This is a genomic window from Acidimicrobiia bacterium, from assembly GCA_040881685.1.
Taxonomy (GTDB): Bacteria; Actinomycetota; Acidimicrobiia; order IMCC26256; family PALSA-555; genus SHVJ01.
The window spans coordinates 38853-53518 of record JBBECS010000044.1; the positions used below are offsets into that span (position 1 = coordinate 38853).

Sequence of the window (14666 nt, forward strand, 5' to 3'; positions counted from 1 at the left end):
CTCGGTACGTTCGACCTGAAGCGAACGCCCGCGCCGCAGGTACCCTGCGGCGCAGTGAGCGGGGCCCGAGCGGCCCGGCCCGTAGGGCCGAGAGCGGAGAAGATGCCTGCGACGTACAACCTCGCCGACCTGTGGGAGCTCGTGGTCGATGCGGTACCCGACCAGGAGGCCATGGTCTGCGGCGCGCGCCGATTGACGTTCGCCGACGCGGACGAGCGAGCGAACCGTCTCGCGCATGTGCTGAGCGAGCACGGCGTCGGCGCCGGGAACCACGTCGGGCTGTACCTCTACAACGGCACGGAGTACCTCGAGGCGATGCTGGCGGCCTTCAAGCTCCGCGCCGTCCCGGTGAACGTGAACTACCGCTATGTGGAGGGCGAGCTGCGGTACCTGCTCGACAACGCCGAGGCCAAGGCGGTGGTGCTCCATCGTGAGCTCACGCCACGGCTCGCCGCAGTCGAGGAGGATCTGCCCGGTCTCAACGCAGCCGTCTGGGTGGATGACGAATCGGGTATCGAGGTTCAGCTGCGCAACGGGGTGGAGTACGAAGCCGCGCTCGCGACTGCGTCACCTGCGCGCGACTTCGGTCCTCGCTCGGCCGACGACCTGTACATCCTCTATACGGGTGGGACCACCGGGATGCCCAAGGGCGTGATGTGGCGTCACGAAGACATCTTCTTCGCCGCGCTGGGCGGCGGTGGGCTCGGCAACCCCATCAGCGCGCCCGAGGAGATCTCCGAGCGAGCCCGAGGGGGCTTCACACGCTGTCTGCCCGCCTGCCCGTTCATGCACGGCACCGCACACTGGCTCGCGTTTGGCGCCCTCTACACGGGCGGAGCCGTGATCATCGACGATCACCGACACCTCGACCCGGTGCACGTGTGGGAGCTCGTGCACTCCGAGCGCGTCAACTTCCTCGTGTTCGTGGGCGACGCCATGGGGAGACCCCTGTCCGAAGCCCTCGATCAGCTCCCGGCGTCAGTCGACTTGAGCCCGACGATTGTCATCGTGTCGGGTGGCGCGATCCTCTCGCCGTCGGTCAAGCGCGAGCTCGCGACCAAGCTCCCGAACGCGATCCTGGTCGATGGGATCGGCGCGTCGGAGACCGGCAGTCAAGGAACGATGGTCGCGGCCAAAGACAGCGAGATCCCTTCGCAACCGCGCTTCGCGATGACCGACGACAACACCGTGCTGACGGACGACATGAAGCCGGCCGCGGTGGGCGAGGTCGGGAAGCTGGCCCGGCGCGGCCACATCCCGATGGGCTACTTCAACGACCCGGAGAAGTCGGCAGCCACCTTCCCGATGGTCGACGGCGTTCGGTGGTCGGTTCCCGGCGATCACGCCCGCATCGAGGATGACGGGACGATCACCGTGCTCGGGCGCGGCTCGGTCTCCATCAACACCGGCGGCGAGAAGGTGTACCCAGAAGAGGTCGAGGGCGTGCTGAAGGCACACCCTGACGTGTTCGACGCGGTCGTCGTCGGCGTGCCGGACGAGCGCTGGGGAGAACGCGTCGTCGCGGTGGTGCAGACGCGGGGCGACACGCATGTCACGGTCGACGCGATCCACCAGCACGCGCAAGGCCGACTCGCCGGATACAAGGTGCCGCGCGATGTGGTCGAGGTCGACGCGGTCGTGCGCTCCCCGTCCGGCAAGCCCGACTACCGCTGGGCCAAGGCGAAGGCCACGGACGCGCTCGAGTGAACCGGCTCGCGAACGAGACCAGCCCGTACCTGCGCCAGCACGCTGACAACCCGGTCGAGTGGTTCCCGTGGGGTGAGGAAGCGTTCGCCGAGGCTCGCGACCGCGATCGCCCGATCCTGCTGTCGGTGGGCTACTCAGCGTGCCATTGGTGCCACGTCATGGCCCACGAGTCGTTCGAAGACGCCGACGTGGCCGCGGAGATGAACCGGCTCTTCGTCAACGTGAAGGTCGACCGCGAGGAGCGCCCCGACGTCGACGCCATCTACATGCAAGCGGTGCAGGCGATGACGGGGCACGGGGGTTGGCCGATGACGGTCTTCCTCGCCCCTGACGGTCGTCCGTTCTACGGCGGCACGTATTACCCGAAGGACGACCGCCAGGGCATGCCGGGCTTCGTGCGGGTGATGCACGCGATCGACGAGGCGTGGACCTCGCGGCGCGACGAGCTGCTCGACGCTGCAGGCCGACTCCGCGAGGCCATCGAGCGCACGACCGCGCTCGGCGGTGGCGGCGGTGCCGATCCGAGTCCGGAGATCCTGGACGACGCTTGGACCAACATCCGACAGCAGTTCGACCCGCGATTCGGTGGGTTCGGGCGGGCCCCGAAGTTCCCCCAAGCGATGACGCTCGACTTCCTCGCCCGGCGGTCCGTGCGCGAGCCGTCCGCCGAGCTACGCGAGACGATCACGGGCTCACTCGACGGGATGGCCGCCGGTGGCATGTACGACCACGTCGGCGGCGGCTTCCACCGGTACTCGGTCGACGACTACTGGCTCGTGCCGCACTTCGAGAAGATGCTGTATGACCAAGCGCTCCTCGCCGGCGCGTATCTGCGCGGCTTCCTCGTCACAGGCGAGCCTCGTTACCGCCGGGTCGTCGAGGAGACCGTCGCGTACGTACTTCGGGACCTCGCCACCGCCGACGGCCGCGCCTTCTGCTCTGCCGAGGACGCTGACTCCGAAGGCATCGAGGGCAAGTTCTACTTGTGGTCGCTGGCAGAGATCGAAGAGATCTGCGGTGACGACGCGGCCGAGGTGATCCGATACTGCGGCGTCACCGCCAGCGGCAACTTCACCGACCCGCACACGGCGTACAGCGGCAACATCCTGCACGCCGTCGATCGCACCGAGGACCGCCCTGCTGCGGTGGAGCGTGCGTTCCGGCGCCTGTTCGAGGTGCGCTCCCAGCGGGCCCGGCCCGGCCTGGATGACAAGGTGCTGCTCGCGTGGAACGCATTGTTCCTGCGCACGTTGGCCGAGGTGGCGGCCGCGCTCGAGCGCGACGATTGGATGGACACCGCACGCGCAAACGCCCGCTTCCTGTTGAGCGAGCTTCGGCGTGACGACGGCCGATTGCTGCGCTCGTGGCAAGGCGGCCGCGCCAACCTGCTGGCGTACGCGGAGGACTACGCGGCGTTGCTCGAGGCGCTGATCACGTTGGCCGAGGTCGATGACGTGGCCTGGCTCGGGGAGGCGCGCGCCATCGCCGACGACTTGCTCCGGCTGTTTCACGACGCTGAACGCGGCGGCTTCTTCACGACGGGAAGCGACGCCGAAGAGTTGATCGTGCGGCCCAAGGACATGCAGGACAACGCGACACCGTCGGAGAACTCACTCGCATGCAACGGCCTGCTCCGACTCGCGGCGCTCATCGGCGAGTCGCGCTACGAAGAGCTCGCGGGAGCCTGGCTGCGCGGATTGGCCCCGCTCCTCGGCGAGCACCCGACAGCATTCGCGTACCTGCTGGGCGCGCTCGAACGCTTCGTCACGCCACCGATCGAGGTCGCCGTCATCGGTGCACCCGGCGATCACGCCGACGCGCTGTGGCACGAGGTCACGAGTCGCGTGCTGCCCTCAGCAGTCGTCCTACGAGCGGAAGCCGGGAAGGGCGCCGAACACTCACCCTTGTTGGCAGATCGCCCCCTCGTAGACGGCAGCCCCACGGCCTACGTCTGCCAGCACTACGCGTGCCAACAACCCGTCACCGACCCAGCGGAGCTACGCGCACAACTCGACGCCGCGGTAAAGAGCACGTCGGTCTGATTGGTCGTGACCTTTTCGGACTGGCTGTGTGAGCGCCGCCGGAGGCGGCGCATTCACACAGCTAAGACTTGGGCCCTGCCAGGCCGTCGGCGAGCTGCTCGGCCATCGCCCAGCCGTACGCGATGAGTGCCTCGCCCTTCGCGGGCTCGAGGGTGCCGACGAGGTCGGCCGCGGCCTTGCCGCCGAGCTTCACGTGGCGGGAGTCGAGCACCAGCTCGCTCGTCTTGGCCTTCTTGAGCTTGAACGACCGGTCGTCGTAGCGGGCGTCGCAGCCGAAGCGGCGGGCCAGGCGTCGACCCCAGGCGCGCTCTTCGCCGTTGGGCGTGTACTTCGGGCGCGGGCACACGTCGCTGAGCACGCCGAACAACGAGTACGCCGCAGGGTGCGCGATCCGGCCGGCGACGAGCACGTCCTCGTCGGGGAACGAGATCGCGGCCCGTCGGTAGAGCTCGCCGACGAGGCCCTCGAGGGTCCCGCGGGCGGTGCGGCCCTTTCGGGTCGCCCCGAGCCCCCAGAGGATGCAGGGCGTGCCGCCGATGCGCTCGAGCGAGCCGAAGAGGAACCCGGAGAGCGCGCTGTCCTCGGTGAGGACGGCCACGAGGGGGAACTGCTCGACGTGATGGTCGAGCTGCTCCTCGGCGAGCGGTAGGCCCACGCCTTGAAGGAACTGTCCGATCTCGTCGAGCTCCGCCGGCTTCAGGGAGATGGAATCTCTGGACTCGACGGCCATGGGGACCCCATTGTTGCCGATGGGGAACGGGGGCGGCCAGTCGACTGATTACGTGACGACCAGACCCTCGAAGGTGGGGTCCGGCGGGGGGAAGCGGGGGTCGAGCCGGCGGAACGTCGCCACGAGGAGGGTCGCGACCGCGAAGTCGCGCACCCATTTCCGGTCGGCCGGCACCACGTGCCACGGCGCGTGGTCGGTCGATGTCCGGGTGATGACCTCTTCGTACGTGGTGCGGTACTCGTCCCACCGCTCGCGCACGTCGAGATCGCCGGCCTTGAACTTCCACGCCTTGTTGGGGTTGTCGATGCGCTCCTGGAAGCGGATTCGCTGCTGCTCCTTCGAGATGTGGAGGTACACCTTGACCACCGTCGTGCCCTCTTCGACGAGCATGCGCTCGAACTCGCAGATGTGGCCGTACCGAAGCCGACACTGCTCGTGGCTGACCGCACCGATGAGGCGCGCCGCGACGACATCTTCGTAGTGGGACCGGTTGAACACGCCGAGCTGCCCACGCGCCGGACACAAGTGGTGGACCCGCCGGAGGTAATCCTGCGCGAGCTCGTTGTCGCTCGGCGCCTTGAAGCCCGCCACTTGGCAGCCCTGCGGATTGAGGCCCGACAGCACTTTGCGGATGGTGCCGTCCTTGCCCGAGGCGTCGATGCCCTGGAGCACGAGCAGCACGCTGCGCTCGGCTTCGGCCCACAGCCGGTCGTGTAGCTCGTTCAGCTCGACGAGCAGGTCGCGCACCAGACCTTGGGCCTGGTCCTTGTTCTCGAGACCCAGCTTCGCGGCCGGGTCATGCGCGTCGAGCTCGGGCGCGTCACCAGGCTTCACGCGCATCGAAGCGAGGAGGGCGTCCGCGCCACCGGGCTTGACCATCGCGCTCCTTAGTACCGCAGCTCGGCGACGACCCCGAAATGGTCCGATGGGTAGACACCGACGGCGGGCTCGTCGCCGGCAACTCGACACGCCACGGGCTCGCCTGCGGCCTGGTCGAACGGATACCCGACGAGCACGTAGTCGATGCGCCCGTCCCTCGGATCCGCGTCGAGCGCGGTGAACGGGTTGGCACGTGACCACGTGTTCCCGGGTCCACCGTCGCCGGCGGCGGCCCACGAGTCGAAGAACACGAGCTTGGGCACGGCTGCAGCCGCGAACCCGGTGAGCATCCGAATCTCATCGGACACGGGATCAGCGTTCATGTCGCCGCACAGGATCGGGGGGTATGTGCGCTGATCCTTGGTCTCGGCGATGAAGTCGCACACGGCACGAAGCTGCGTCTGGCGCACGTGGCTCTGATCGAGACGCCAGTTGAGGTGCGTGCAGAACACCTCGATCGGGCCGCGGGGTCCGTCGACGTCGGCGCGCAGCACGACGCGCAGCTCGTTCAGGTCGGCAGGTGCCGGCAACGGGCGTGACTCCGTTTCCTCGATCGGCCAACGCGACAGGATCGCGTTACCGACGCTCTCGGGTGCGAGGTCGAGCCCGAGCCCAGCGGCGTAGACGTGGTGCAGGCCGAGCGCGTCGGCGAGTGTCGCGGCCTGACTCTCACCGTCGCGGGTCTCCCACACCTCCTGGAGACACACGATGTCAGGATCGACCTGGCGCAGCGTCTCGAGGATGGCCGGCTGGCGCGCCTCCCACGGGCCGAAGCGCCACCAAAGGTTCCACGTCATCACGCGCAGGCGCGTCTCGATGCGCGGCGGCGGCTCCCATCCTGCGGTCACGGGCGGCGACGCTACCCATCTTTCTGGGTCGACTCCGCAGGCTTCGTCTCCCGCCGGTGACGAAGCGGCAAAGCCACTCCGTCCCCTAACTTTCTGGGTCGACTCCGCAGGCTTCGGCCGGTGACGAAGCGGCAAAGCCACTCCGTCCCTACTCGCTAGCCTCCTGGCCGTGGCGTTGGACGTGAACGTGCTCGACGGGCGGTTCTACGCCGGTGACCCGTATCCCACGTACCGGCGCTTGCGCGACGAGGCGCCCGCGTACTGGGACCCCGTCAGTCGCGTCTGGGGCATCAGCCGCTACGACGACATCGTCGCGATCGAGAAGGACCCCCGTCGCTACACCTCTTCGCACGGGTCCCGCCCGCGCATCATCGGGGACGTCTCGATGATCAACAACGACGACCCCCTCCACCAGAACAAGCGCCGGCTCGTCGCGCGTCGCTTCACGCCCCGCTCGGTCAAGCAGCACGAGGATCACGTGCGCGGCGTCGTCACCGACCTGCTCGACGCGTGGATCGGTGCTGGCGGCGGTGACGTGATCACCGCGCTCGCGGCGCCACTGCCGGCACGAGTGATCTGCGAGATGCTCGGCTTCCCTCCGTCACTCGCCGACAAGTGCCGCGAGTGGTCCGAGGTCACGATGCTCCAGGGGGGCCGCTACAACCTCGACGGCAGCGACCCGGAAGCGACGCCCGAGGTCATGAGCGCGGTGCTCGAGTTCGCGGGTGCCGCGCTCGAAGTGCTGGCAGCACGCCGCGCTGACCCGCAGGACGACCTCATCTCGGTATGGGCGCACGAAGAGGTCGAGTTCCCCGACGGCACCAAGCGCCCGATGAACGACGACGAGATCGTGCACGAAGCGCTCTTGTTGCTCGACGGCGGCGCCGAGACGACCCGCACGGTGATCGGCACCATGTGCCTCGAGCTCATCCGCAACCCCGAGCAGCACGCCGCTCTCGTCGCGGACCCCGGCATCCTCGGAGCCACCGGCGTCGAGGAGTTCATCCGCTGGGTCACACCGATCCTCAACATGCGTCGCACCGCAACCGAGGACCACGAGATCCACGATCAGGCGCTGCGCGCCGGTGACGAGCTCGTGCTCATGTACTCGTCAGCCAACCGCGACGAGCGCGTCTTCCACGATCCCGACACCCTCGACGTCACCCGCGAGCACAACCATCACGTCGCCTTCGGGTTCGGCACGCACTTCTGCCTCGGCGCGTCGCTCGCTCGCCTCGAGATCCGCGTGCTGTTCGAGGAGCTCGTGCAGCGGGTTCCGGAGATGCGGCTCGCCGCCGGAGCCGAGCCGAAGAAGATCCCGAGCGCCTTCGCGTGCGCCTACGACGCCATTCCGATCGAGGTGCTGTGACCTTCTAGACACTCGGGTGGAACGGGTTGCCGCGATTCAGGATGAGGGTCGCCATGTCCATCGGGACCGGAAGGTCGCCGCGACCACGCACGATCTGGACCATGTTGCGCCGGACTTCGACCTGCGGCACGAGGTCTGGGCGCGTGCCTTGCAACAACATGATCTCGACGATCAAGTTCGTCAGGGCCGGCTCGCCAGGGAACGGGCCGCCGTGACGCTGGAAGTGCTCTCCGGGAACGTGTGCCCAGGCCCAGTCCTCGATGACAAAGACGCCACCGTCGCGGAGACGTGGGAACAGTGCGTTGAAGCTCGCGCGGGTCGGAGCGTACGAATGCGACGCATCGTCAACAACCAGATCGAGCGGCTTGCCACCAGTTGCCTCGTCGACCAGCCGTAAGAGTTGCCCGGTGTCAGCTTGGTCGACGCCGTAGTAGGGGCGAAGTCTTCCCTGGAGCTCGTGCTCGTCGACGAAACGCTCGAGGGCGGGCACCGGAGTGTGGACGACATCGAAGGCGACAAGGATCTCCGGCTCCAACAGCTGGAAGAGGAACGCCGTACTCCCTCCATTCAGGATTCCGAGCTCGACGACCGTCTTGTACCCACCCTCCTTACCGAGCTTCCGATATGCCTGGATCAGGCTCGGCCGCTTGTACACAAAGAATTCTTTCTCGTCTACCGCGAGGCTGCTGGTCGTGTTCGTGTGCGTGAAGAGAAACCTCTCACCGCCAATCGAGAGGCGCTCGTCCGGCTCGATCGGCCAACCTACGGCGGCAACGTGAGCGTTGTACTCGGCATCTTCCTCGGGTGGACGGTGGGCCTTCTCGCCGCCGAGCACGGCCCGCACCGACCCCGCCGCGCGGCGCGCTTGCCGGACAGCGCGGCGACGCAGTTGGGCCGACCGGCTCCACGACCCGCGCCGCATGCTCCCGCCTACTTCGAGGGACGAGTTCGCGTGAACCGAACCGGCATGCGTTTGATGCCGTGGATGAAGTTCGAGAAGAGCAATGCGGGCTCCCCGCTCACCTCGATGTCGGGGAGGCGGTGGAGCAGCTCGTCGAACATCACCCGGATCTCACGACGGGCGAGGTGGGCACCGAGGCAGAAGTGCGGGCCGCCGCCGCCGAAGCCGAGGTGCTCGTTGGGGTCCCGGCGCACGTTGAACGCGTAGGGGTCGTCGAACACTTCCTCGTCGCGGTTGGCCGAGTTGTACCAGAGGACGACCTTCTCGCCTTCCTTGATGGCCTGACCGCCGATCTCGACGTTGATGGCCGCGCACGTGCGGCGGAAGTGGATCACCGGCGTGGACCACCGGATGATCCCCTCGACGGCCGTGTCCGCGACTCCATCGAAGTCATCGAGCCAGATCTGTCGTTGCTCGGGGAAGTCGGTGAGCGCCTTCATCCCGAAGCTGATGGCGTTGCGCGTGGTCTCGTTGCCCGCCACCACAAGGAGCACGAAGAACGACCCGAACTCCTCCGGCGTCAGGCTCTCCCCGTCCACCTCGGCCAACGCAATCTTCGTGGTGATGTCGTCACGGGGACTTTTGACGCGATCAGCGCGCAGCTCCTGGGCATACGTCCAGAGCTCGTACGCGGCGGCGAACGCGTCGGTGATCAGGCCGCCATAGTCGGGGTCGCTCGCGCCGAGCACCACGTTCGTCTTGTCGAAGACGGATCGGTACTCCGACGCCGGGATTCCCATCATGTCGCAGATGATCTGGAGCGGCAGTGCCGATGCGATCTCGTCGACGAAGTCGCACTCACCCTTTTCGCAGACCGCATCGACGATCGCCCGAGCGCGGCCGTGCACGCTCTGCTCGAGCGCCGCGACCTGATGCGGCGTGAAGCCGCGGTTCACGAGGAGGCGGAAGCGTGTGTGCCGCGGCGGGTCCATGTTGATCATCGAGCCGAGGAACTCGTAGACCTCGGGTGGGAAGTCGGGGATGTTCGTGCCCTTCCCCGAGAGGAAGACGTCGGGGCGGCGGCTCGCGTGCTGGATGTGGTCATAGCGGGTGAGCGACCAGAAGCCAGGGCCTGGTGCGCCCAACCCCTCGATCTCAGGCTCGGAGTGCCACGAGACCGGACGCTCGTGGCGGAGCTTGGCGTACATCCCGTCCCAATCGGTCCGGTGCCAGATCTCCATGTTCCCGAAGTCGATCTCGTCGACGGACAGATCAGTCGTCGGCGTCTGGACCACGGGCGCCATGCTACGGATGCACCGGACGCTCAGCCTCACCGGCGATGGCCAGCCAGTCGACAACTATCGCGCCCGTCGCGCTGACCAGCACGGGATTGAGATCGAGCTCGCTCAACCGCCCCTCAGCCGCCGCGCACAGCCGCGCCACGGCCACGATCACCCGCACCAACGACTCCTCGTCAACGGGTGGCCGGCCGCGCGCGCCCGCCAGCAACGCGTGCCCGCGCAAGCTGTGCACCATCTCGCGTGCATCGTCGGCGTCGAGTGGCAAGGGGCGAACGGCTACGTCATCGAGGACCTCGGCGAAGATCCCGCCTGTGCCCACCAGGACGGCCGGCCCGAGCACGGGATCGTGGGTCGCACCCACGATCATCTCGACGCCGTCCGACACCTGCTGCTGCACGACGACGCCGTCCACGCGCGCTGAGTCGTCGAGGCTGCGGGAACGCTCGACGAGCTCCTCGTAGGCGCCGGTCGCTGCATCGACGGAGCTCACGTCGAGGCGCACGAGCCCGACGTCGGACTTGTGCGGAACGTCGGGCGACACCAGCTTCATCACCACCGGCCAACCGATGCGCTCTGCCGCAGCACCCAAGTCGGAGGCGGACGTGACGAGCGCCTCGCGCACGAGTGGCAGGTCGAACGCCTCGAGCAGCGAACGCGCGGAAGCTGAGTCCAGCGTCCCGTCACCAGACAACGCGCTGCTGGCGGCGGCCCGCTCTTCCGCCCTGGGCTCGATCGGCACGCGCACCCGGAACCCGTTTGCCCTCTGCTGGTAGTCGGCGTAGGCCCGCAGCGCCGCGAAGCAGTTACGGAACGACCGAAACAACGGGAGCCCGGACGCCACGATGTCGCGGAACCCCTGCTCGTCCGTCTTGGGAGAGTTCCATGTCACTACGACAGGCTTCGCGGCCGTCGGCGCGAAGACAAGCAAGTCTGCGCCGAAGTTGTCGGTCATCGATGCGAGCGCGCCGGTGATTCCGACCACGATCACGTCCACCGCCAGATCCGCTGCGATCAATTCGAGCGCGCGTAGGCGGTGCTCCTGTGGTCCGCCGAGGAACTGGCCGCCGTTGTCCACCGGGTTGGCCACGGTGAGGTAGTCAGGGATGAGCTCGTGGAGACGCGTCTGCGTCTCGCTCGAGAGCAACGGCGCCGGCACCCCCGCCGTCTCGGCGATCTCGGCCATCAGCGTGCCGGATCCGCCAGAGACCGAATACAGGCAGACGTTCGGCCCGGTCCCTGGCGGGAGCTTTGCGAACAGGGCCGCGGTCTCGAGCAGCTCGTCGAGGTCGCGCACCCGCGTGACGCCGTGCTGCGCGAACAGCCCGTCCACCACGGCGTCGGCGCCAGTCAAGTGACCGGTGTGCGAGCTCGCCATGCGCCTGCCCGCCGCGGTCGAGCCGATCTTCAGCGCGACGACGGGCTTGCCGTTGGCGTTCGCCGCGTCGAGCGCGCGTCGGAGCGCGGTTGGGTTCTTGAAGCCCTCGAAGTAGCCCGCGATGACCGCCGTCTCGTCGTCATACGCGAAGTACTCGAGAAAGTCGGCGACCTCGAGGTCGACCTCGTTGCCGGTCGGCACCCAGCGAGAGAAGCCGACGCCGAAGTGGGCCCCCTGCACCACCGGACGACCGTTGTGACCGCTCTGGGTCAGCAGGCCGATCTTGCCGCCGCGCAGCCCTGCGATCTCGGGCATCCGCTCGAAGGCATTCGTGTTCGTGTTCGGTCCGAACACCCGAATGCCGTGCTCCCGCGCCACCGACGCGAGGCGATCCTCGAGCGCCGCGCCCTCGGGGCCAACCTCGCTGAACCCGGCGGTGAAGATCAGGGCGTATGGGATGCCCTTGCGTCCACATTCCTCGATCGCGTCGATGCAGAAGCGCGGGCCCACACTGATGATCGCGAGCCCGACCGGATCGGGGATGTCGACGACGCTCTCGTAGACCGGGACATCACCGATCGACCCGCCCTTCGGGTTGACGAGGTACACGCGATCGGTGCCGTACCGTGATCGGTACTCGTCGAGCAACGCGCGGGCGTCGCCGTCGCGGTCGACTCGACCGAGGATGGCGACACCGTCGGGGTGAAAGAACTGGTCGAGGTCTTGGCGAGCCTGAGCCACGGGCGTGCAGGTCTAGCGCGGGAGCCCGAGGATGCGCTCGGCGATGATGTTGCGCTGGATCTCCGACGTGCCTCCCGAGATCGTGGTGCCGAACGAGGCGAGGTACCGGTTCACCCACGGCCAGCCGTCGTCCATGCGGAGTGCGTCGTCCGGCGTCTCGACGTCGAGCGCCGGCGCACCGAGACCTTCGGCAAAGCCCAGGAAGAGCCTCTGATTCGCTTCCGAGCCGAACAGCTTCAAGATCACGTGCTCCGGCGCGGTCTCGCCATGCGCGAACTTCGCGAAGCCGCGGTAGCCGAGGCACCGCAAGGCCAGCGCGTCGACATACGCGTTGGCCAACGCGTCGCGCACATCGACCCGCTCGCCCAACCGACGATCGTTGTGGTCCGTTCGGCGGGCTTCGTCGACTGCGAGCTCGAGTGCCCGGTCGAGGCGGGCAGACTCCCAGACCCAGAGCATGCCGCGCTCGTGGCCGAGCGATGCGTTGGCCACCCGCCACCCGTCGTTCAGCTCGCCGAGCAGGTTCTCGCGCGGAACCTCCACGTCGTCGAAGAACACCTCGTTGAAGTCCACCCATGACGTCCGGTTCACCAGGCTCGGGAGCGGGCGGACCGTGATGCCGGGGGTGCTCATCTCGAGCAACAGCACGCTGATCCCCCGGTGCTTCGGTGCCGACGGGTCGGTGCGCACGAAGCAGATGCAGAAGTCGGCGTGGTGCGCACCAGACGTCCACACTTTCTGGCCGTTGATGACGAAGGTGTCGTCGCGCAGCTCCGCGCGCGTCGAGAGACCGGCGAGGTCACTGCCCGCGCCCGGCTCGCTCATGCCCAGGCACGTGGTGCGCTCTGCACGGAGTACGGGGAGAGCCCACTGTTGCTTCTGCTCCTCGGTGCCGAAGTCGACCACCGACGGGGCGAAGATGGACACGCCCTGGATGTTGTACGACCGCCAGATCTGTCGCCGCGCCAGCTCTTCGAAGTACACCATCTGCTGCACCGGGGTCGCGTTGCGTCCCCCGAGCTCAGGGGGCCAGCCCGGCACGAGCCACCCCGCGTCGAACAACGACCGTTGCCAGCGCCGCGCCCACTCGGGGATGTGCGCGCTCGACTGTGGACGTTCGCGCTTCTCCTCGGGCGGCGGCAGATGCTCGTCGAGCCAGTCGTCGAGCTCCGCGCGAAACCGCTCGGTCGCCTCGTCGTAGTGGAGCTGCACGCGGCGACTGTAGGACACAGCCGCGACGGCACATCGGCCGTCGCGGCCTCACCAGGTCAGAACGCGGCGTCGACGGTGTTCCACATGTCCGGGAAGAACCACAGTGCCAGTCCGAGCGCAATCAAGCCGATGCCACCACTGCGCAACCGAGCTGGGGCGCTGAAGAACGCCGCGACAACCCAGCACACCACGGCCACGAGCCTCAGGATCGCCGTCGACTCGTCTACGGGCCCGAACGCTGCGAGAAACGCCAGCATCTGGGGACTCCTCTCGACCGGGGACGCCGGCCCCGTCGGCCGAGCTGTGTCCCTCGTGCCCTCTTGGATGCCCAAAAACGCCACCACCTAATCTGCTGGCGACTTCGAGGAGGACCCATGGGAAGGCTCGACGACAAGGTCGCAATCGTCACCGGCGGTGCCCGGGGGCAGGGCGAAGCCGAGGTCCGAACCTTCGTGGAGGAGGGGGCGCGGGTCGTCTTCGGCGATGTGCTCGACGATCGCGGCGAGAAGGTTGCGGCCGACGTCGGCGATGCCGCGATCTATCAGCACCTCGACGTAACCCAGCCCGACGAATGGGACGCCATCGTCGCGTCCACCATCGAACGCTTCGGACGAGTCGACGTGCTGGTGAACAACGCGGGCATCCTGCGGGTGCGCATGCTCGACGGTCACACGCTCGACGACTACATGCAGATCATCAACATCAACCAGGTGGGTTGCTTCCTCGGCATGCGTGCGGTCACGCCACACATGAAGAAGCAGCGCAGTGGTTCCATCATCAACACGTCATCGACGTCGGGATTCGTCGGCACGATGGGCCTGGTGGCCTACACGGCCAGCAAGTTTGCAGTACGCGGCATGACCAAAGTCGCGGCGATGGAGCTCGGGCACTTCGGCATCCGGGTGAACTCGGTGCACCCCGGTGGGATCAACACCGAGATGCTCGACCAGCCCGAGTTCGCGAACCTCGACCAGGGTTCCGCCTACATCGGCCAACCGATCCCGCGCATCGGGACTCCGGAAGAGGTGGCCAAGATGATGGTGTTCCTGGCGTCGGAGGACAGCTCCTTCTCGACCGGGTCGGAGTTCATCATCGACGGCGGCTACATGACCGGGCCGTTGATCCCCGGGCTTGCCGACGAGGACTGATCCCATGACCGAAGACACGCCGGCACCGGACGCCTCACTCGGGCTCGTGCTCGACTGCGCCGATCCCAAGGCGCTCGCGCCGTTCTGGGCAGCTGTGCTGCGATACGTGACGGTTGGAGCGGTCGACAACTACACGTTGCTCACGCCCGACGGTCGCGAGGGGCCGAACCTCCTCCTCCAGCGCGTACCCGAGGTCAAGGCGGGAAAGAACCGGATGCACCTCGACCTGCACGTCCCCGACATCGAAGCCGAAGCGGCGCGCTTGGTGGCGTTGGGGGCCCAGCGACTCGAAGCCTCACCGTCGATCGAGCACGGGAGCACGTGGATCCGGATGGCCGACCCCGACGGCAACGAGTTCTGCGTCTGCGACCATACCGACGGGTGATCGTCGGCGGTCTCAGTCGGCTCGGCTG

General features: G+C 67.6%; 13 protein-coding genes. 5 read left to right on the top strand and 8 right to left on the bottom strand.

Features of this window, described 5'->3' with window-relative positions; genetic code table 11:
• Positions 1–102: 102 nt before the first annotated feature.
• Both WEE69_11450 and WEE69_11455 read left to right on the top strand, forming a co-directional pair.
• A complete protein-coding gene (locus tag WEE69_11450) occupies positions 103–1707 on the top strand; it encodes an acyl-CoA synthetase (protein ID MEX1145909.1) in 1605 nt (534 codons plus the stop codon).
• A complete protein-coding gene (locus WEE69_11455; GenBank protein ID MEX1145910.1) occupies positions 1704–3749 on the top strand; it encodes a thioredoxin domain-containing protein in 2046 nt (681 codons plus the stop codon). Before WEE69_11450 ends, WEE69_11455 begins: the two co-directional genes overlap by 4 nt.
• Before the next feature lie 61 nt (positions 3750–3810).
• On the opposite strand, the gene WEE69_11460 is transcribed toward WEE69_11455, so the two are convergent.
• The 3 genes from WEE69_11460 to WEE69_11470 are packed head-to-tail and all read right to left on the bottom strand — an operon-like array spanning position 3811 to position 6206.
• Complete coding sequence (locus tag WEE69_11460) at positions 3811–4479, bottom strand: hypothetical protein (GenBank protein MEX1145911.1); 669 nt, start codon at positions 4477–4479, stop codon at positions 3811–3813.
• Positions 4480–4527: 48 nt separating this feature from the next.
• A complete protein-coding gene (locus WEE69_11465; protein ID MEX1145912.1) occupies positions 4528–5358 on the bottom strand; it encodes a PPK2 family polyphosphate kinase in 831 nt (276 codons plus the stop codon).
• 8 nt (positions 5359–5366) lie between these two features.
• Complete coding sequence (locus WEE69_11470; protein MEX1145913.1) at positions 5367–6206, bottom strand: endonuclease/exonuclease/phosphatase family protein; 840 nt, start codon at positions 6204–6206, stop codon at positions 5367–5369.
• Positions 6207–6375: 169 nt separating this feature from the next.
• On the opposite strand from WEE69_11470, the gene WEE69_11475 reads away from it, so the two are divergent.
• Positions 6376–7575: a cytochrome P450 gene (locus tag WEE69_11475; GenBank protein MEX1145914.1), complete on the top strand. Its 1200-nt coding sequence runs from the start codon at positions 6376–6378 to the stop codon at positions 7573–7575.
• A 4-nt stretch (positions 7576–7579) separates the two neighbouring features.
• On the opposite strand, the gene WEE69_11480 is transcribed toward WEE69_11475, so the two are convergent.
• The 5 genes from WEE69_11480 to WEE69_11500 all read right to left on the bottom strand — a co-directional run bounded on the left by WEE69_11480 (position 7580) and on the right by WEE69_11500 (position 13362).
• Complete coding sequence (locus tag WEE69_11480) at positions 7580–8419, bottom strand: class I SAM-dependent methyltransferase (protein ID MEX1145915.1); 840 nt, start codon at positions 8417–8419, stop codon at positions 7580–7582.
• Between the two features lie 86 nt (positions 8420–8505).
• Positions 8506–9771, bottom strand: a complete 1266-nt coding sequence (locus WEE69_11485) for a cytochrome P450 (GenBank protein MEX1145916.1) — start codon at positions 9769–9771, stop codon at positions 8506–8508.
• A 10-nt stretch (positions 9772–9781) separates the two neighbouring features.
• Positions 9782–11893, bottom strand: coding sequence for an acetate--CoA ligase family protein (locus WEE69_11490; GenBank protein MEX1145917.1), 2112 nt, complete (start codon positions 11891–11893; stop codon positions 9782–9784).
• 12 nt (positions 11894–11905) lie between these two features.
• Positions 11906–13105: an acyl-CoA dehydrogenase family protein gene (locus WEE69_11495; protein ID MEX1145918.1), complete on the bottom strand. Its 1200-nt coding sequence runs from the start codon at positions 13103–13105 to the stop codon at positions 11906–11908.
• A 56-nt stretch (positions 13106–13161) separates the two neighbouring features.
• The gene (locus WEE69_11500) at positions 13162–13362 is read right to left on the bottom strand and encodes a hypothetical protein (protein MEX1145919.1); all 201 of its coding nucleotides are present in this window, start codon (positions 13360–13362) and stop codon (positions 13162–13164) included.
• Positions 13363–13479: 117 nt separating this feature from the next.
• On the opposite strand from WEE69_11500, the gene WEE69_11505 reads away from it, so the two are divergent.
• Positions 13480–14253 (top strand): glucose 1-dehydrogenase, encoded by a 774-nt coding sequence (locus tag WEE69_11505; protein MEX1145920.1) that lies wholly within the window; start codon positions 13480–13482, stop codon positions 14251–14253.
• A 4-nt stretch (positions 14254–14257) separates the two neighbouring features.
• Positions 14258–14638: a VOC family protein gene (locus WEE69_11510; protein ID MEX1145921.1), complete on the top strand. Its 381-nt coding sequence runs from the start codon at positions 14258–14260 to the stop codon at positions 14636–14638.
• Positions 14639–14666 lie beyond the last annotated feature (28 nt).

Coding starts and splice junctions, on each gene's coding strand:
- WEE69_11450 (MEX1145909.1), top strand. CDS start 103: ATGCCTGCGACGTACAACCTCGCCGACCTGTGGGAGCTCGTGGTCGAT.
- WEE69_11460 (MEX1145911.1), bottom strand. CDS start 4,479: ATGGCCGTCGAGTCCAGAGATTCCATCTCCCTGAAGCCGGCGGAGCTC.
- WEE69_11465 (MEX1145912.1), bottom strand. CDS start 5,358: ATGGTCAAGCCCGGTGGCGCGGACGCCCTCCTCGCTTCGATGCGCGTG.
- WEE69_11500 (MEX1145919.1), bottom strand. CDS start 13,362: ATGCTGGCGTTTCTCGCAGCGTTCGGGCCCGTAGACGAGTCGACGGCG.
- WEE69_11505 (MEX1145920.1), top strand. CDS start 13,480: ATGGGAAGGCTCGACGACAAGGTCGCAATCGTCACCGGCGGTGCCCGG.
- WEE69_11510 (MEX1145921.1), top strand. CDS start 14,258: ATGACCGAAGACACGCCGGCACCGGACGCCTCACTCGGGCTCGTGCTC.